Source organism: Schaedlerella arabinosiphila (genome assembly GCF_003885045.1).
Classification (GTDB): domain Bacteria; phylum Bacillota; class Clostridia; order Lachnospirales; family Lachnospiraceae; genus Schaedlerella; species Schaedlerella arabinosiphila.
Genome location: NZ_RHJS01000002.1, coordinates 165,792 through 185,198, shown reverse-complemented (window position 1 = coordinate 185,198; position 19,407 = coordinate 165,792). Strand labels below are relative to the sequence as shown.

Annotated in this window: 13 protein-coding genes, 1 tRNA gene, 1 other RNA gene and 1 pseudogene; 5 read left to right on the top strand and 11 right to left on the bottom strand. The window is 46.5% G+C overall.

All coding sequences use genetic code 11. The features are described from left to right. The 11 genes from EBB54_RS01590 to EBB54_RS01540 form a co-directional block, all read right to left on the bottom strand. Positions 1-1,329 (bottom strand): sensor histidine kinase, encoded by a 1,329-nt coding sequence (locus EBB54_RS01590; protein WP_125126065.1) that lies wholly within the window; start codon positions 1,327-1,329, stop codon positions 1-3. 83 nt (positions 1,330-1,412) lie between these two features. Continuing rightward, positions 1,413-2,117, bottom strand: a complete 705-nt coding sequence (locus EBB54_RS01585) for a LytR/AlgR family response regulator transcription factor (RefSeq protein ID WP_125126064.1) — start codon at positions 2,115-2,117, stop codon at positions 1,413-1,415. Between the two features lie 229 nt (positions 2,118-2,346). Next, positions 2,347-4,467: a glycoside hydrolase family 3 C-terminal domain-containing protein gene (locus tag EBB54_RS01580; protein WP_125126063.1), complete on the bottom strand. Its 2,121-nt coding sequence runs from the start codon at positions 4,465-4,467 to the stop codon at positions 2,347-2,349. Further along, a complete protein-coding gene (locus EBB54_RS01575; protein ID WP_125126062.1) occupies positions 4,443-6,008 on the bottom strand; it encodes an alpha-L-arabinofuranosidase C-terminal domain-containing protein in 1,566 nt (521 codons plus the stop codon). Before EBB54_RS01575 ends, EBB54_RS01580 begins: the two co-directional genes overlap by 25 nt. Positions 6,009-6,012: 4 nt before the next feature. After that, complete coding sequence (locus tag EBB54_RS01570) at positions 6,013-6,852, bottom strand: carbohydrate ABC transporter permease (protein WP_004073071.1); 840 nt, start codon at positions 6,850-6,852, stop codon at positions 6,013-6,015. Continuing rightward, positions 6,852-7,724, bottom strand: coding sequence for a carbohydrate ABC transporter permease (locus EBB54_RS01565; protein WP_125126061.1), 873 nt, complete (start codon positions 7,722-7,724; stop codon positions 6,852-6,854). Before EBB54_RS01565 ends, EBB54_RS01570 begins: the two co-directional genes overlap by 1 nt. Positions 7,725-7,859: 135 nt before the next feature. Continuing rightward, entirely contained in the window at positions 7,860-9,200 is a 1,341-nt protein-coding gene (locus tag EBB54_RS01560; protein WP_125126060.1) for an extracellular solute-binding protein, read from the bottom strand. Positions 9,201-9,362: 162 nt separating this feature from the next. Beyond that, positions 9,363-10,895, bottom strand: a complete 1,533-nt coding sequence (locus tag EBB54_RS01555) for a response regulator transcription factor (RefSeq protein WP_162307057.1) — start codon at positions 10,893-10,895, stop codon at positions 9,363-9,365. A 1-nt stretch (position 10,896) separates the two neighbouring features. Continuing rightward, positions 10,897-12,621, bottom strand: coding sequence for a sensor histidine kinase (locus EBB54_RS01550; RefSeq protein ID WP_162307056.1), 1,725 nt, complete (start codon positions 12,619-12,621; stop codon positions 10,897-10,899). Between the two features lie 560 nt (positions 12,622-13,181). Beyond that, positions 13,182-14,432: an MFS transporter gene (locus tag EBB54_RS01545; protein ID WP_004073079.1), complete on the bottom strand. Its 1,251-nt coding sequence runs from the start codon at positions 14,430-14,432 to the stop codon at positions 13,182-13,184. A gap of 57 nt (positions 14,433-14,489) precedes the next feature. Beyond that, a complete protein-coding gene (locus tag EBB54_RS01540; RefSeq protein ID WP_125126057.1) occupies positions 14,490-15,311 on the bottom strand; it encodes a zinc dependent phospholipase C family protein in 822 nt (273 codons plus the stop codon). Positions 15,312-15,527: 216 nt separating this feature from the next. Between EBB54_RS01540 and ssrA the strand changes: the two genes are divergently transcribed. The 5 genes and pseudogenes from ssrA to EBB54_RS01515 all read left to right on the top strand — a co-directional run bounded on the left by ssrA (position 15,528) and on the right by EBB54_RS01515 (position 19,367). Next, positions 15,528-15,872: a transfer-messenger RNA gene (gene ssrA, locus EBB54_RS01535) on the top strand. Between the two features lie 118 nt (positions 15,873-15,990). After that, positions 15,991-16,064, top strand: a tRNA-Val gene (locus EBB54_RS01530). Positions 16,065-16,338: 274 nt separating this feature from the next. Then, positions 16,339-17,154: a PD-(D/E)XK nuclease family transposase gene (locus tag EBB54_RS01525; protein WP_016296448.1), complete on the top strand. Its 816-nt coding sequence runs from the start codon at positions 16,339-16,341 to the stop codon at positions 17,152-17,154. Between the two features lie 421 nt (positions 17,155-17,575). After that, positions 17,576-17,794, top strand: a complete 219-nt coding sequence (locus EBB54_RS01520; protein ID WP_243127471.1) for a DUF5688 family protein — start codon at positions 17,576-17,578, stop codon at positions 17,792-17,794. Positions 17,795-17,907: 113 nt separating this feature from the next. Next, positions 17,908-19,367 (top strand): annotated as a pseudogene (locus EBB54_RS01515) (IS4 family transposase). The last annotated feature ends 40 nt before the right edge of the window (positions 19,368-19,407 follow it).

Below are 19,407 nucleotides of genomic sequence, written 5' to 3'. Positions count from 1 at the left end.
TTAATCCATTTGCTGTGAGATGCTTTCTGGATGCTGTGGGATGATCAGCAGTACCTGTAGGATAAATACGTCTCCCCGTGTCTCTATACTCATGGCGCCGCCATATTTTTCGGCTACCTTTTTTACATTCGACAAGCCAGTCCCTTTTTTGAACGTATCTTTTCCATGGAAGCTGTTCTCCACTTCTATCATAAGGAAATCCCCCTGGATACGCCCGGACACATAGATATGCCCATCTGTGCCGTCATCCGGATTTTTACATGCATGGATTGCATTATCCAGCGCGTTTGACAGGACAATACAGATATCAATGTCCCGCAGGCTGCAGGGGTATGGCAGAAGAAGGGAGCAATCCACGCCTATCCCCATGCTTTTTGCAATCCCCAGCTTGTTCCCCACCAAAATATCCACGACCGGGTTATTGGTACTGCAGGGGAATGACATTTTTTCCGCCATATCGTCCATATCCTCCATATAGCTTACAGCTTCCTCTACTTTCCCTCTCTGCAGGAGCTTTTTTACCACAGCGATGTGATTCCTGATGTCATGGCGGAATGACTTTGTTTCATCGTAACGGGTCTTCGCCTCCTCTACATACTGATTCAGGGAATATTCTTCCTGCTCCAGCAATGATAATTCTCTGCTAAGGCGGAAATTCTGCTGCAATTTCTTATAAGAGAACAGGATGCAGAACACACTTAAAAGCCCAAAAAACTGCATGACGAGCAGCTGCCAGTGGTTGAACAGATACAGGTAAGGTTCTTCCTCCCCTATAACCTCATACCTGTACTCAAATGCGATCGCATTAATGTACTCACTCATAATAAAGATCATCAGGATCGGGATGAAAACCAGAAACATCTGCTGCATTTCCGCTGCGGTATAATAGGAAAAATAGCGATATACCATATAATAACAAAACCCGGCCAGCAGAAGTGACGCCGCCTCGCTGCCCAGCATGACCGCGATACCGGCCCTACCACAGAAAAAATCCGGCCTCCATGAGTATAAAAGCCCCGTCAGGGAGTTCACAATCCCAAAGCAGAGCAGCATGATTTCCGTCATCAAGGCCGCATACAAAATAGAAAACTTAAAATCCGCGTGACAGACCAGCATCCCGTATCCCGTAAGAAGAAATACATACACCACGAAGCCCGTTATCGTGCCGACCGAAAAAAAATCGTTGACAACCACCGCACATACTGCAAACAGGAAATAAAAAGGAATCCATATTTTCTTTTTCAGGATTTTTGCCAAAAAATAAAGCTGGATAGATATCTCGATAACGCCCATAATATATCTATTAAAAAAGTCTAAATACTCAGCCATTTTACCTCCCATATGGAAATCTCCCTATCTGCCCGGCACCCTTTCAGGCAGGCCGGCAATCTGAATCAGAACCATTTCGAATCTCAGATGTTCTTCATATACCGCAGCACAACACTGGAGAACTCTTTACTCCGCAGCCGTGATACGGGAACCTCTTTGCCGTTATCCATATAGGCAGTCCCGTTTTTATAACCTTTTAAGTGCTTCAGATTGATGAGATAGCTCCTGTGGCATCGGAAAAAATGGCCGCCCAGTTTCGTTTCCAGATTTTCAATCCGCTCATAATAATCAAGAACTTCGTCTGATACCAGGTTCAGATATATTTTCCGGTCTATGATCTCACAAAATACAATCTCATCCTTTCGAATAATGCGCCCTTCATATCCCTTCTGCACGAGCAGGCTGTCTTCACCGACGCTGTGCATAGAAGCTAACAGGCGCTCCATGGTTCTCTCAAACTGCTTTTCTTCCACCGGCTTGACCAGATAATCGTAGGCCTGCACCTCAAAAGACTGGAATACCATCTCTTTCAGTACCGTGATGAAGATCAGAAATCCCCGGAACTTATCCGCCCTCAGTTTCCTTGCCGTCTCCATACCATCCATGCCATTCATCTGGATATCCAGAAACAGGATGTCGATCTGCCCATCGTAGTTCAGCAGCTCTTCACTGCTTAAAAACGTCCGGAGGCTGATCTCCCTGTTCTTTTTACGAAAAAAATCGGAAACAAACGTCTTTATGTGATCAGACATCTGTTTTTCATCGTCGCAGATTACAATATGGATCAAGGTGCCACCTCCTAAATCATCATCAAGATAGACATTTTATTATAGCCTATCCGAAACGCCGAAACAATGGAATCGCTGTGAAATGTTTATCTGTTGCCGTAAAATGGTTAACGTAAAACGCATTATGATGCCATATATTGAAATAAAGACAGCCGGCTTATAGAAAGACTATATAAGCCGGCCAGGAAATTTTTGTGATGGGCATTGTATCAAGGGAACGGGCAATCTCTTAAAGAACCACTGTCATCCTCTCACAGTTCTGCCCGGTCAGCTCCTCGCTTCGGGGATCCGGCTGTGAGAATCCTGCATACAGTTCAAAATGTTTCCCATAGATTGCTCTGTTTCCATCCTCGTCCACGCTTGTAAACCGCATCCTGTCAACCGTCAGACCGATCTGCTTTTCTTCCCCTGGCTTAAGCCGTACTCTTGCAAACGCGGCCAGTGACGGATGGAGTACTGCTCCCGGATAGTCCAGATCTTTTACATAGACCTGCAGGACATCCTCCGTCTCCATTTTCCCGCCGTTTCGAATCAGCGCGGTGATTTTCACTGCCTCAAGCCGCCCATCCGGCGATGCAGTCTTTTCACAGTCCGCACTCTCAACCCGGCATTCCCCATATGTCAGCCCATATCCAAAGGGGTACAGCGCTTCCCCGGCATAGTAGCGGTAGGTCCGGTTTTTCATGGAGTAATCTTCAAAGTCCGGGAGATCCTCCGTACCGCGGTAAAACGTCACCGGCAGCTTTCCGGAAGGCGATGCCATTCCAAACAGCAGTTCCGCCGCGTCCTGTCCGCCCCGCGCCCCCGGATACCATGCCTGCAGGATAGCATTCGCCTGTGCATCCGCCGCCCGAAGATCCATAGCGCTTCCTGTCATATTCACGATGACCATCGGCTTCCCCGACTGCAGAACGGTTTCCGTCAGCTTTCTCTGGGACAGTGGGAACAAAAGATCCTGCTTGTCGCCGGAAGCATCGGAATTGCCGGTATCTCCTTCCTCTCCCTCCAGGGTTTCATCCAGTCCCAGCACAAGGATCACCACGTCCGAATGCTCCGCAACCGCAGCGGCTTCCGACAGCCGGTCCATCTGTTCCGGAGATGACAGATGCTCCACATTCTCTTTCCAGAGATGGCATCCTTCGGAGTACAGGATCCTGCAGGATGCGCCTGCAATATTTCGGATCCCATCCAATACCGTGATATACTGTGAGGATGTTCCATGGTAGTTGCCGATCAGGGCGCTCCGGCTGTCCGCATTGGGGCCGATCACGCCGATGGTTTTCAGCCTGGCTGGATCTAACGGGAGGATCCCGTCATTTTTTAATAAGACCATGCTTTCTCTTGCGGCCCTGTGTGCCAATGCAAGATGCTCCGGACTCTCCACTTCCAGATAAGAAATTTTGTCGTATTCCGTCTCCGTAAACATTCCAAGCAGAAATCTTGTCGTAAAAAGCCTTACGCAGGATTCAGTAATATACGCTTCATCAATGATGCCCTCCTGGTACGCATTCAGGATTTTCTGATAGGTACAGCCGCAGTTCAAATCGCACCCGGCTTCCAGAGCCATTTTTACAGATTCCTCGGGGCGGTCCGTCACCTGATGATTTTCGTGAAAATCCCGAACCGCCCAGCAGTCCGATACATAATGCCCCTCGAATCCCCATTTTCCCCGCAGGTAATCCTGCATCAGGGTTTTGCTCGCGCAGCAGGGCTCCCCGTTTGTCCGGTTGTACGCGCCCATGACCGCTTCCACCTCTGCCTCTTTCACGCAGGCTTCAAAGGCAGGAAGATATGTCTCTTCGAGATCCTTTTTCGAAGCTTCTGCATTAAAAAAGTGCCGCTTTGCCTCCGGCCCTGAATGTACGGCAAAGTGCTTGGCGCAGGCCGCCGCCTTCAGATATTCCCCATTTCCCTGCAGCCCCCGGATAAAGGGAACGGCCAGCCTTGATGTAAGATATGGATCTTCTCCGTAGGTCTCATGCCCGCGTCCCCATCTTGGATCCCGGAAAATATTGACATTTGGAGCCCAGAAGGTAAGTCCCTTATAAATATCCCGGTCGCCGTGTTTTTTGCTTTCGTTATATTTCGCGCGTCCCTCAGCCGCAATGCAGCTTCCGATCTCTTCCATAAGCTCCGTGTCGAACGCGGCTCCCAGCGCGATCGCCTGGGGAAATACTGTCGCCGTTCCTGCTCTTGCGACTCCGTGCAGCGCCTCGTTCCACCAGTTATAGGCAGGAATGTCTAACCGCGGGATTGCTTCCGCATCAAATTTTAACTGGGAAGCTTTCTCTTCGATCGTCATCCGCGCGACCAACTCCTGTGCCTTTAGTCTTGCTTCTTTTCTGTCCATGATTCCTCTCCCTGCAACAAATTCATCACCACAACCGTCAGGGAATGCCTTTTCAGATAAATCTTCCCTTCCTCCGAAACCGGATGCGCCTCCTGGATCACCACCTGTTCCGGATCCTGGGCGGTATTGGCCGCGTCAAAATCCGGATGGTACAATTCATAACCGGCCGCATCCTTCCATACAGCACTGCTCCCGAATACGGAGACATCCACCGTGTAGTCCCTGTCCTCGCTTTTGTTGATCAGAGATAACGCCAGCCGGGACCTCTCCCGGTTCATCGACGCCGCACAGTCCAGATAACCGGTCTCCACATAACGGACAGCGGTTTTTGCGTTGAGAGCAAATTTTGCCTCCGCCGGGCGGTTTGAATAGTCAATGACCTCCGGCATGGAACAGGTGTCACACTCCAGCCGTGTCTCCACATATTCCGTACATTCGCCGAACACCTTTGAGAGCAGTTCAAATACATAGTATTGGGGGCGTTTGAGCACCCGGTCCTTTTTGACAGAAATCGCTCCGCATACATTCACGAAGGGCGAATATCCTGCAATCTCCACAATATCGCTGCTTCGGATAAAGGAATGAAGGATTCCGGCTGTCAGGACGGCGTTCCTCAATGTATAATTCCGGTCGTCATCCTTTTTTTCCAGATCCCATGCATGGGTATTCCATTCGTCCCAGGCAATCTTGATCTCGGACAGCGCGTCGTTGGTGCCTGCCACCACGGAGGCCCTGGCCGCATTGGTGAGCTTCGTGATATAATCCGGGATATACATGCACTGCCTGTAATCCTCATCTGTAAAAATCCCGTAGCCGATGGAATAATGGTGAATCGCCAGATGGCCGATCAGTGGCTTCAGAACCCGCGCGACCTCATAATTCCAGTCGCTTCCCAGGTCATAGCCGCAGGCTACAAGCTCGATCTCCGGATCCATCCACTTCATGGCCTTGGCAAAATCCAGCGCCTTTTTTGCGTAATCCGAGGCATTCATTGCGCCGAACTGCCAGTCTCCGTACAGTTCATTTCCGAGTCCCCAGTATTTTACATGAAAAGGCTTCTCATACCCCAGGCTTTTCCGCAGGGCGGCATAGCGGGTATCCCCCGTACCATTGCAAAATTCCACCCAATGCATGGCCTCCTCGGCCGTCCCGCTGCCCATATTGACACAGAGGTACGGCTCCGCTCCGGTCTTTCTGCAGAGCTTGATAAATTCGACCGTGCCCATCCGGTTATCGTCTTCTGCAAGCCATGCGTAATCAAAACACTTTGGCCGTTTCTCCCTGGGGCCGATCCCGTCTTCCCAGTGATAGTTGGATACAAAATTTCCTCCCGGATATCTCAGCATCGGAACCTTCGCGTCCCTCAATGCTTCCAGTACATCCCGCCGAAAACCGTCCTCATCCGCCAGCGGGCTTTCCGGATCGAACACGCTTCCGTAGATCACATCTACAGAATGCTCCATAAAATGTCCGAAAATGTTTTTACTGATCGTATTTCTCGTATGGTCGGCATAAACCGCCAGTTTTGCACTCTTTCCCATTTTATCACCCCTTTACCGCTCCTGCAACCAGGCTGTTCTGTACCTGCTCGCTGAGAAGCAGATATACGATCACCGTAGGAATCGTGGCGATCATCAGGCCGGCGCCGATCTCGCCCCACTTGGTGGTATATGCTCCGACCATCGACATAATGCCGACCGTTAGTGTTTTATATTCCGATTTATTGATAAATGTGACCGCAAACATCAGCTCATTCCAGGAAGAAATAAAGGTAAAGATACTCACGGTCGCGATCGCGGGCCGAATCAGCGGGAATATAATGCGGAAAAACATCTGATAGATCCCGCAGCCGTCAATCGCCGCAGCCTCTTCCATTTCCTTGGGTATGGATGCCATAAAGCTTGTAAAAAGGTAGATTGCCATGGGCAGTCCGAATGCCACATAAGGTATGATCAGCGACCAGTAGGAATTCAGCAGATGCGTCTTGCTTAAAATGATAAACAACGGAAGCAGGGCTGCATGGATCGGCACCATCATCCCCAGAAGGATCACCTTGAGCATCGTCTCTCTCCCCCGCCAGATCATACGGGAAATTGCATAAGCCGCAGTTGCCGCCGCTACCAGCGTCACGAGAATGGTAACACCTGTGACCAGTACGCTGTTTAAAAAATACTGCATGATATTTGCGTTGAAAAATGCTGTCGCGTAATTACTAAACCTCCAGTGCTCAGGCAGTCCGGCAATATTTCCGCCGAAGATCTCGCTATTGTCTTTCAGTGAAAATTCAAACAGCCAGAAAATCGGATATACCTGGATAAACGCAAAGATCAGCAGAAATGCATGTGTAATAATTGTTTTTATATTTCTCGGGCCCTTTGTATTCATTATGCTTCCTCCTTGTCTCTGAAAAATGTCCTTAGCACAACTGTCAGCAGCAGGCATTCCAGGATCACAAAAATAGAAATGGCGCTTCCATAGCCATAGTTAAAGGAATCAAATACCGTTTTATACATATAGATCGTCGGCACTTCCGTGGAGAAGAAGGGTCCTCCTCCGGTCAGTACATAGATCAGGTCAAAGATCTTCAAAGCACCGATCAATGAAAATGTGACGCACACCTGAAGGATCGGCTTCAACAACGGAATCGTAATCTTAAACGCGATCTGAACCCGGTTTGCCCCGTCGATCTTTGCCGCCTCACAGATATCCGGCGAAATGGACTTTATACCCGCATACATGATCAGCATATGATAACCGACATACTGCCACAGATTCGGGATAAATGCTGCCATCAGAGCCGTACTTTCCTGTCCCAGCCAGTCTTGCCCGGCAAAGCCGAACATGCCGAGGAGCGCATTTAACAGACCGTAATCTCCGTTGTAGATCTTCTGCCACAGCTGTCCGATCACAACACTGGAAATGATCACCGGTATAAAAAAAGTTGTACGGTAAAATTTTTCCCCTCTGGACACATTTGCTACAACAATCGCCAGAAACAGCGAAAACGGAATCTGCAGGCACAGTGAAAGCGCGGCGTACAGCAGGGAATTTTTCACCGAATTAACGAACCTGGTATCAAGAAACATTTCTTTATAATTCCGCAGTCCGACAAATATCCCTGCCCCAATTCCGTCCCAGTCCAAGAGGCTGTAATAAACGGACATGGCGATCGGGATCACGACAAAGACTGCGATCAGAAGCATTGTCGGAAGCATGAACAGCACAATTGCCTGTTTGTTGGATAAAATTTTTCGCATTTTTTGCGTCTCCTTCCCTTAGATAAAGTAAAAGGGATTACCTGAAACCGAGTAACCCCTTTTATGTCTTGCCGCAGCCCCCGGGATGTCCGGTCAGGCCGTCCCGGGAGTATGGTCACGTAAAATCCGAATGCCTTAATAAAATTCAGACGGACTTAATTTAGACATACTTTCTGCAAATTCTTCCGGAGTAATCTTTAAAGCCATCAGCTGCGCTACCAGATCCTTGTAGGTCTCTGAATCTTCTGCCGGGAAAATATTATCCCACCATGTAATATACGAAGTACCTGTTTCCATCAGCGCCGCAGATTCCGTATCCAGCACGCTCAGTCCTGATGTATCCACATCTTCGGTATTCCAGCATGGAAGACCCGCGCCCTGCTGGTAGCCGTCCCGGCCGATCTTTTCACTCAGATAGGAAAGATATTCTACGGCTTCTTCCGGGTGTTCACAGTTCACATTGATATAGTACCCGTCGGAGCTGCCTCCTGAAAATTCTGTCTCGCTGCCTGCCATTCCTTCAATCACCGGGAAGGAAACACAGGTAACCTTTCCCTTTGTAGCCGATGTATCTGCCTGGATTGAGGGATGAACCCAGTTCGCCTGGAACAGCATCGCTCCCTGGCCGGCCGCGAACCCTTCTACCATCTCGTCGTAACTCATACTCATCATATTTTCGTTGAATGCCTTTGCATTGACAAGCTCCTGCATCTTCTCCGCCGCTTTGATAAACGGTTCGGAGTTGAACTTGGACGGGTCACCGAATGCTTCTTCCAGCCCTTTGTTTCCCGCTGTCCTTGCAGAAACGATATCATACCAGTACATTCCCGGCCACCGGTCTTTTTCTCCCATCATAATAGGAGTCATCCCTGCGTCATTCAGTTTTTCTATAGCTTCTAAGAGCTCATCCCACGTGGTCGGGATCTTTGCGCCCGCCTTGTCGAACATTTCCGTATTGCAGTACAGGTTTGCCAGAAATGTGACCGTGGGCAGGGTATAGACTTTTCCGTCAAATGTACATCCGTCAAGCATCCCCGGAAGCACTTTGCTTTTCGTCTCTTCGCTGAGATATTCATCAATCGGAAGCAGATATCCTGCATCAATATACGGTTTTACGAAGCTTCCTCCGCTGAACATGTAAGAGATATCGGGAGCTTCCCCTGCGGCAAATGCCGTCTTGATCTTGGTCTTATACTGCTCTCCCGTAACGCCGTCCTGCTCAATCGTGATGTTGGGATGCAGCTTGTGATACTCCTCTACGGAATCCTCAATGATCTTTTTCACAGGATCCGTATCTGCTACAGACTGGTGCCAGATTGTCAGAGTAATCTCCTCCCCGGCATCGCTTCCGCCTTCTGCCTGTCCCTCTCCGCCGGTCTTCTCTGTCCCTGAGCCCCCGCCCGCACAGGCTGCAAGCGCCAGCGTCATAGAAGCTGCCACAAATAAGGCACTTGTTTTTCTGAAAATCTTTTTCATCCTTTTTCCCTCCTCTGGAATTATTTTGTGATGCTTTTTTGGAGTTTTCTCTCCTGATATATGACATTATACAAAAAAAGAGCAGGTAAATACATTCACAAACCATGAGAGAATGTTTCATTTTCCTGCTCTTTTCTTCCTTCGGGTTTCATTATTTTGTTTTTAAAGAGGACTGATGTTCATGTTTTTCCGATATTCCGTTACCGAATATCCGGAAATCTTTTTAAACCAGATACTGAGGTAATGCGCATCGTTGATCCCGATCTGCCCCCCGATATCGCAGTCTTTCATGCGGGTTGTATTCATAAGCTCGATCATCCTCATGAACCGGATATCTGAAAGGATCTCGCCATAGCTCCGTCCTGTGAACTGCTTCAGCAGACGGCTGAGATAACTGGTGCTTATGGAAAATTCCCGCGCAAGGAGGTTCAGACTCAGTTTCTCGTTCCGAATGTTTTCCAGCATATATTTGATGATACGCACGACCAGATCACTGTTCCGGCAGCTGCATTCCAGCTTCTTTCTGATAAGGAGTTCGGAAATGATATTATCCGCACAGCGTTTCAGCTGATCCATTGTACAGCACCATTTTAACATTTTATCAAACAGGACTTTCTGTTGGTTTACTTCCAGGTCTGCGTACATTTTCTGGCAGCAGATCATAACCTTCTTCTGCTGTTCCGGAAAAGACGGCTCAGGAGCGGAAAAAATCCGCTCTACCATTTCCAGGGATTCCTCAACAGATCCGTTTTTCACCGATTCTGCCAATTCTCCCCACAGTCCGTAAAATTCCGTTTCTTTCGTGCCTGCGTCGCCGGCTCTGGTGCCATGTTTCTTTTTCATGTCATCCAACGCATCCGCATAAGCGCTGTGGATGCTGTTCCAGCCTGGATATCCCTCGGATATTCCGGCGCTTACATGGCAGTGAAATTTTTTCTGTATAATAGAGATCAGGATATCCATGCATTCCTCAAATGGTACGTCCATACTATCCGTCACCGCAACAATCCGGTTCCAGTGATCCCGCAGCACTATGATATCGTCGTCACTCTGGTAAAATGACTTTGCCTCTTCCATGATCTGCTCCGTCAGCCCCAACTGGGAGACGCTTTCTTTAATCGCGATGATCCCAACCTTGATGCCCCGATCCTTCCCTGTATTGACCTTCACTCCATATTTGTCCAGTTCTTTTTCAATATCATCCTCCGCGCGCTCCTGCAGCAGGATCCGGTTGATATAAATGTCCCTTAAGGCAGGAATATTGCGTTCCATTTCTTCCAGCAGCTTTTTCTGTTTTGCCTTCTGCAGTCTCAGCTTCAAGATCTCGTCAGCTGCCTTTTTCAGTGTGGCATTCAGTTCGTCAGCCCGGACAGGTTTCATAAGGTAATCAAAAATCCCTGCCTTAATCCCCCGCCTTGCGTAATCGAAATCATCATATCCTGTCAGGATGATGATTTTGATATCCGGAAATAATTCGATACATTTTTCGCTGAAGCTCAGCCCGTCCACTTCTGGCATGCAGATATCGCTGATTATGATATCCGGCCTGACCAAATCCAGAGCTTCGACAGCATCGGCGCCGTCCTGGTATTCCCCGGCCAGTTCCAGGTTCAATCCCTCCAGATCCATTTTCATGCGTATCAGCTTCCTGATCAGCATTTCATCGTCAATAATAATAACCCTTAATTTTTCCATACTATTCTCCCAAAACATCCGTATCTAAATAGAGATGTATCTCCGAAAGCCCCTGATTTCTTATCTCAAAGGAAAAAGCATTTTCATAGATCAATTTCAGTCTTTGGATCGTCCCCCGCAGTCCAAGGCTCTTCTTTTCTCCACAGTCCTTTAGGTTCTGCAGTTCGCTGACGATATCGTCCGGGATTCCCTTCCCATTGTCCTGGACCAGGATATGCAGCTTCCCGCCTTCCTCTTTGACGCAGACCCGGATATATCCGGATGTCTTGTTCGGACGAATTCCATGCTGGAATGAATTTTCTGCCAGGGGCTGTATGGTCAGCTTGGGAATCTCATATTTTCTGCAGGAATCCTCCACCTCAATATCAAACTGAAACAAATCCCCGAAACGGATTTTTAAAATTTCCATGTAATCATGAACCATACGGATCTCGCTGTCAATGGAAATATATTCCCGGCCGCCGCTTACGCATTTTTTATAAAAACCGCCCAACGCTTCTATCAGCCTGCAGGCGTTGTCTGTATCACCCAGCATGGCAAGCGCTTCTACGGAATCCAGCGCATTGTATAAAAAGTGCGGCTTCATCTGTTCCTGGATTTCATTCATCTCTACAATCCGGATCCGTTTTTGCCGTTCGATCGTCTCCTGGATTAACCGTTTGATTTCATCCACCAGTCTGTTATAGCCGTGGAACAGCGACTTAAATTCCTGCAGCAGGGTTTGCTCCTGAATCTTTTCCAGCTGCCCGCCTTCAACATTCTTCATATAACATAAAAGCTGCTGAATCGGGATTGTCAGCATATGCGCAATTGCAGACGCGCCGCAAAAGATCAGCAGGCCGATGATCAGGATCAGCAGGATGTTGAATCGAACCAGGGTGTTGATATCTTTATTTCTGACAATCGGCGTATAGCGAAAGATTTTCCAACCGTTTTTCGGATTTACGACTCCCAGCAGATAATAGTCTTTTCCGTTTATATGCTCCTTTTTGATGAGCTCCCGGTCCGACAGGCTGATCGCCTCCGCAGCTTTGACCACATCCCCGACCGCCCCTTGTGTCCCGCCCCGGTAGATGATCTCATTATCAAAATTCAGGATCGCGATCTGCTCGTTCTCGTAGTCGATACTATTTGAGATCAGATGGTCTATTTTATCTTGATTGATCTGTACGCCGATAAGTCCGAGACTCGCAAACTGCTCCAGGCTGTTGAAGGAACGAATGAGCATCAGAGAGTTCGTATTTTCCCCCTTCTCCACAACCAGCTCCGGTTCTCCATAGGGTTTTCTCAGCCATTCATATTTTCCTTCATATCCGCTTCCGCTGTCAGTATGGATACTGGCGCTGTCCCCGATGATCAATCTCTGCCCCTGCTGATCCGTCAGCCAGATCATATCAATAAATTCAGAAAACTGCAGGACAGAATAGATCCGTTTCATCAGCGTCTGCTGTTTGCTGAAGTCATCCAGTATATCCCCTGTCTCCATCATCTGCTGTACCACACTGTCGGCAAGTATCATCTTCGAGTAATTGTCCGCGCTTGCGGCCATCGTGCTTAATGATGAATCAATGGAGCGGAGAGTGTTGATATTTTCCTGCCCGATAATCTCATATTCATATTTCTGGTAATGATTCGTGAAAATGAGCAGATATATGATAATGATCAAGAAAATGACTGCGCCCAGCAGGGCGGAAATTTTAAAATTTAATCGGAAATTTTTGTTCATATCCATCATATCCCCCCATAAAATACTGCTTCGGGTGTATTTGTTCTGCGCTTTCCGGCATGCCCATCTTTTTATTCACACAAAGTATATCATTCCCCTGTCATTCCGGCAAGAGAAATATAACGGACGGCGGGCACACTGGGATTGTCAGGGTTACATGTCACCCCCAACCAATCACCACGCTGATTGGTCGGAAGGATGCACATAAAAGCTGGTATTCAGGCCGTCCATTGCAGCAGAAAAAACTTCTATCAATGGACTATCCTTTATTGTTCTGGTTGGATCGCCTATTTTTCATATTTTTTTTAAGTTGCAGCAGTTTACAAATTTTTTGGTTTTTGTCCTTTAAAAATATAAAAAACATACAACCAACTCCGATAGTATAATAAACGACTAAATACTTCAAAAGGAGTGTGATTGTATGTCACGTTTGAGATAAACTTCTCCGAATTTTCCTATAGAACAAAAACCCTCCGTGGTTCTATGAAACTATCTTATTTTTAATTCCAGTTTTCGGTGTTTTTTTGATCATTTAAACGGGCCTTTGGCAATATGAGACACTATGATTTTTGTGCATTCTCATTTAGCTTCACTGCCTTGCCGAACAGCACCAGTCCAATCACAAACAGTACGGAAATAGTGGCTACCCCCACATTCATCCTTCCGGTAAGCTGGCTCATCACAGATACAAGGGTGGTGCCCAGGATCGCGGCGCCTTTTCCGCAGATATCATAGAGGCCGAAGTACTCTCCCGATTTTTCCACGGGGATGATCTTGCCGAAATAGGAGCGTGACAGTGCCTGCACCGTACCCTGGAACAGCCCTACCATGACCGCAAGAATCCAGAAATCACGCTGGGTATCCAGTCCGTATGCATACAGGGCGATAAACAGGTATGCCAGAATACAGACGGTCAGGATTTTCGTGGAGCCGACCTTTTTTGCAAGGCGGTTCAGCAGCAGAACCGACGGAAATGCGACCACCTGTGTCAGAAGGAGCGCCAGGAGCAGTCCTGTGGTGTCCAGCCCAAGCGCCTGACCGTAAGCGGTGGCCATATCAATGATCGTATAGACTCCGTCGATGTAGAAAAAGAACGCAAGCAGGAAAAGGAATATGTGCTTTTCTTTTTTGATGTCTGCGAAGGTATTTTTCAGTCTGCGGAAGCTGTTGCGGATCACATGCGCCGTAGATTCGATATAATATTTCTGCTCATAGGAAATGAGCAGCGGGACTGCGGAAAGCAGCCACCATACCGCCGTGATGATAAAGGCGATGGTCATGGAAGACTGCATACTCAGTCCCAGAGACCCTCCGCCCAATACCACTCCAAGGCTTGCCACAAAGGGGATGCAGCTTCCGATATACCCCCATGCGAAGCCCTGTGAAGAAACGGTGTCCATTCGTTCGGGCTCCGTCACGTCCGTGAGCATGGCATCATAGAAAACAAGGCTGGCAGAGTAGCCTGTTTTTGCCAGGATGAATATGCCCAAAAACCAGATCCAGGAAGATAAAAATCCCAACGTAATGCAGCCTGCAACGCCGATAAAGAGAACCACTTTGAAGATCCGTTTTTTAAAATCCTTTGTATCGGCCACAGCTCCCAGAGTGGGCCCCATCAGCGCCACCAGCAGGGTACAGATGGAAGACGCATATCCCCAGTATGCAAGATAATCCACATCAGAGATTCCGGCGTTTTCTGCCAGATAATTAAAATAGATAGGAAATATTGTCGAAACAAGCATTGAAAATGCGGAGTTGCCGACATCATAGAGTACCCATCTCTTTTCCAGCGGGGTCATTTTAAAATTCATGTTTTACATCCTTTCCAGGGCTATGCCTATGTGCTGTCTGCTGATGCAAAAAGCGGTTTAAAGGGGCAGATCCTGCCAGCGTTCACCGGGACCGAAGGTTTCATGGAATCTGGACGGGAGTTCGATACCGTCGGTAAGCAGCTTGTGATACTTCAGGATCAGGCCCACGGCCAGTGGTACGGCTCCTTTATATAGTTTTCTGAGCAGTCTGCAGTAATCCTGACAGGTCGGATTCGGAGTTTCGCTCATGACCATGCCATGCTTGGAATCATATTGTCCCGTCAGCTTCATGGCCGTAAACAGAAAACGCCGTTTTCCAGGATTCGGTGCAAGCAGAAGCTTATGAATCAAAATCATGGAAGATAATGATTTTTTTACTTCTTTTGCCGTGACCTCCTCAAAAAAAGGAGCGATCACTTCCGCATTTTTCATCGTCGGATGAATGTGGTTGGTTCCCAGATATGAAACCGGATTGATGAGATCCTCTGTCAGAAGCATCCGGTCAAATTCCATCTCGATCTCGGAATGGTTGATTCCGCTGACCTGAATCATTTTTTCAATATATTTGTGGCATTCGCTGTCCAGCGCGAAATGGCAGATGAATCCGTCGATATATGCCCGCGCCGCATCCTGATCCAGCGACCGCTTAATGACCTGGGCGGCCTGCAGAAAAAATGCCTCCGCCGGCTGATCATGCAGCTCGTATCCGGTCGTATTTACATGGTTTGTCGTGAGCACTCTGTAATAGAATAAAATGTCAGGGCCATGCAGTCCGATGTCAAACAATTCCCGGTTGTTTTCAATAGACTTTTGAAAATGCTTTGGGAGGGTGGCGATCACGTCCTTTCCAAATTTATAGTGTGCATATGTTGTCGGCATAATATACACTCCTTTCCAGTTGACATTTCTCTTTATTATCTTATCACAAACTGGAAAGAATATAAAACATTTCTTAAAAGAACATTTTTGGAATATTTAAAATCGGGCAGAAGTCCTGGTTTGTGAAAGTTTTATGAATTTGACTGTTTTACTTGACTAATTCGGCCGGCTTTTTTAAAATAGACATATGGTATATAAAGTATGCCATTCATCTGAGGGCTTGTACTGGTTTCGACAGGGATCTTGAAGATGGAGAAGCTATCCGCAGGCAGATGCGTCAAATCGCAAACTTAAAATTAAACGCTAACGATAATTTCGAATTAGCTGCAGCCTAATTGCTGCATGTCAGCCCCGGGGCACCCGCACTCCGGGAATCTGGCACCGACTATGCGGGAAACGATGCTGGCAAAGCTTTGAACCTGCAGGCGTATTATGAAGCTACTGAAACCGTAAGGGTGTTCGTTCCCGTACGGCAGAGGGAATGAAAAAGAACGGACTATGATAGTAGAAGTACATGGGATAGGTTTTTGGACGCGGGTTCGATTCCCGCCAGGTCCATTATTTTCGGTAAGGAGGGATCTACAAAGTAGAGGATTCCTTACCGCGAAGCAGACGCCCGTGAAGGGAGTTCGTACAGCAATATGTCTGCTTTGCTTCTAAAGGTTGACAATACTGATATGGAAACATAGCTCAGCTGGGATGAGCGTTCGCCTCACACGCGAGAGGTCATGGGTTCGATCCCCATTGTTTCCATCGCCAAGGCTTGGTTCTGAGAATACCGGAACTGAGCCTTTTTTCGTTGTTTCGGACGGGAAATACAGGGAAGAAAGCGTATACACAAGGAAGTACATCTAAAGGCTTGCAAAGGGGAACGGCGACGAGTGAGTGGCGGCGGAATGGCGACGGCTGGGAAGGATTGGAAGTCTGGGAAAGTGGGCTGGATCAGGTTTCTGAAAGTAGAATAATTTGGGATTGTTTTAGATGCTGATTGAGGGTATAATGACTATAAAAGAGAGGAGAGCGGTTGATGAGTGAGACGGAACAGCAGATAAGAGAACGGGAATATGAAGCAAATTTACAGAAACTACAGGATTTGCGACCCATTGACGACGAGTTTATGCGATGCATGTTTAAAGACAATATCCCACTGGTGGAGCTTGTATTAAGAATCATTACCGGGAAAAAGGACTTGGTCATTACCAACTGCGAAACACAAGCGGACATGAAAAGGCTTGCAGGAGCACGTTCCCTCTGCCTTGATGCTTATGGGGAAGACTCCATAGGTAAAAAATATGATATAGAAGTACAGAAAGGGGAAGCAGGTGCATCTCCACACAGGGCAAGATACCATTCCAGTGTAATGGATATTGAAAATCTGAATGCAGGGCAGGAATTTGAAGAGTTACCAGATACATATGTAATCTTTATCGTGGATGAAGATTTCTACGGAAAAGGAGAACCATTATACCCTATTGAAAGAATCAATCTGGTGACAGGAAAGCCGTTCGAAGATGGTGAGCATATTTTGTATGTGAATGGCGAATACCGGGGAGACTCTGAGATAGGAAGGCTGATGCATGATTTTAACTGTACAGATGCTGATGATATGTATTTTGAGTTAATGGCAGAACGCACGAAATATTTAAAGAAGAATCCGGAAGGAGTGAAGAAAATGAGTAGAATTGGAGAGGAGATTGCAAAAGAGGCTTCGATTAGAGCATCCATTAGAACCTATCGTGAATTTAGTCTGGATGATGCAACTATCATAGAGAAAATTATGGAAAGATTTAAACTTACCAATGAAGCGGCTGCAGGATACGTCAGCGAAAAATGGTCAGCATAATCAGCCATTTAAAAGAGAGATGCTAAGGCATCTTAAATAGTACATGATTTGAGGCTGGAAAAATCTAAAAAGAACTAAAAAAAATTAGCAGTAAAAATCAAAAAAACAATAATGCTTCTACTAACTGAGAGGGATAGTGCCATGATGGTATTATCCCTTTTATTCATACAGTTTTCTATGGTACCTGTGTCAGCCTTTCTCGGGAAAAGCAGGCACAGGTATATTCAGACCAGGTTAGAGCAACTTTACCATCTATCAATCTTTACCTCCCTCCCTTCAATTTTTAGACCATATAACCATTACCAAAAATATAAAAAAAATTGCAGGACTCTGAATAGATGGAACAGGATTCGCCAGAGCTGCTCTGGCGATAAAGCACATAAAAAATATAATCGGTTTTTTAACCGGGATTGGAGAAAAAATGGAATATCAGGAATTTAAAGTAATGATTCAAAAAAGAATGCAGGAAATCATGGGAGACACTATTGAAGTCGGGTTTGAAACGTATTTAAAAAATAATCATACCGAAATCGAAGCAATGACTTTAAAAAAGAAGGGGTTACAAACAAAAGTAATGCTTTCCCCTGCAATACATCTACAGGATTTATATATACTGTACTCAAACTTCGCACTTGAATAAGTGCCTATGCCCCTTGAAAATTCAATAAAAACTGGCAATAAAATAGCATGAAACACTCTGTTTTTGGTATAATTGAATTGTCCAGAAACAACATACCAGCGGAGGCTCATGCTATGAATAACAGTATAACACAAGACAACCAGAATGATAACCAGATTTCTAAAACCATCAAAAGATTTTTCGCCAGATTCCATGTGGCGTCTGCCCTGAAAACGGCGGGCGCTTATCATAAGAAAGGTACACCTGTGACACAGATTTTTCAGTATCTGTTCCTTCTGATCTTTTCAAACAGAAGCATGTACATGAATCTGCTGTCGGGAAGAAATACGCCGGCTTTTGCTAAAGATACGGTATACCGCTTTATGAAATCAACACAGATCAACTGGATCAGGTTCACAACGATACTTGCATCAAGAATTATCAAGGATGCCGTTGTCCCACTAAATAACGCAGACAGGGAAAATGTTCTCTGCATTGATGATTCTATGTTTGAAAGAAACCGCTCCAAGAAAGTGGAACTCCTTGCAAAAACTTACGACCATGCAAAACATGCTTATAAGTTTGGGTTCCGTATGCTGACCCTGGGATGGACTGACGGAAGTACGTTTCTTCCAGTCAACAGCATCCTTTTATCCACGGATAATAAGAAAAACCGTGTGAATGAAGCCGTCAGCCTTGATAAAAGGACCATCGGTTATAACCGCCGCAAGCTTTCCATGACCAAAGGGACGGAAGCTATGTTAGAACTTCTGAAAGCCGCTAAAACAACAGGGATTCCTGCCAAATATGTCCTCTTTGACAGCTGGTTTTCTTCTCCCAAAACGCTTCATGCTGTAAAAAATCTTGGCTATGAAGTGATTGGAATGATTAAGAAAACCCCGAAAATGTTCTTCCGATACAATGGAGAAGAACTCTCCCTTATCGATATCTACAAGAGGAACAAAAAACGCAGGGGACGTTCCAAATACCTCTTATCAGTGGATGTGGAAGCCATCAAAGATGGGAAAGCGGTTCCGGCCAGGGTTGTATATGTCCGCAACAGGAATAAGCGCAAGGAATACCTCTGCCTTATCACAACAGATACATCCTTATGTGAAGATGAAATCATCCGCCTTTATGGAAAACGCTGGGATAAAATGCCGACATTTTAAAAATGCCGATTTTTTGCAGGATATATTGGTTTTAGTGGTCTCAATTACAAAATATCGGCATATGGGATATCGAAGTATTCTTCAAAGTCTGCAAGAGTTATCTCAGGCTCAGCAAAGAATGCCATTGCCTTTCTTTTGATGCAATGACCGCCCATACGGCAGTTGTTTTTACCAGGTATATGATGCTGTCCATCGAAAACAGGGAATCAAACGACAGCCGCTCACTTGGAGAACTGTTTCTGTACTTTTCTGACGAAATGTCTGACATCACATGGATGCAGGCATTTCAAATGCTGCTTCAAATGTTCCGGAAACTTTTAGAGGAACACTGTGATCTTGTTGATGAAAAGATAGATGAACTGGTTGACACTTTTATCAGCACCCTGCCATCCCTGCTACAATCCCAATTAATAGTAGCATAGTGTTCCAAAAGGCTGTTCTTTGATAATTAAATTATTGCCA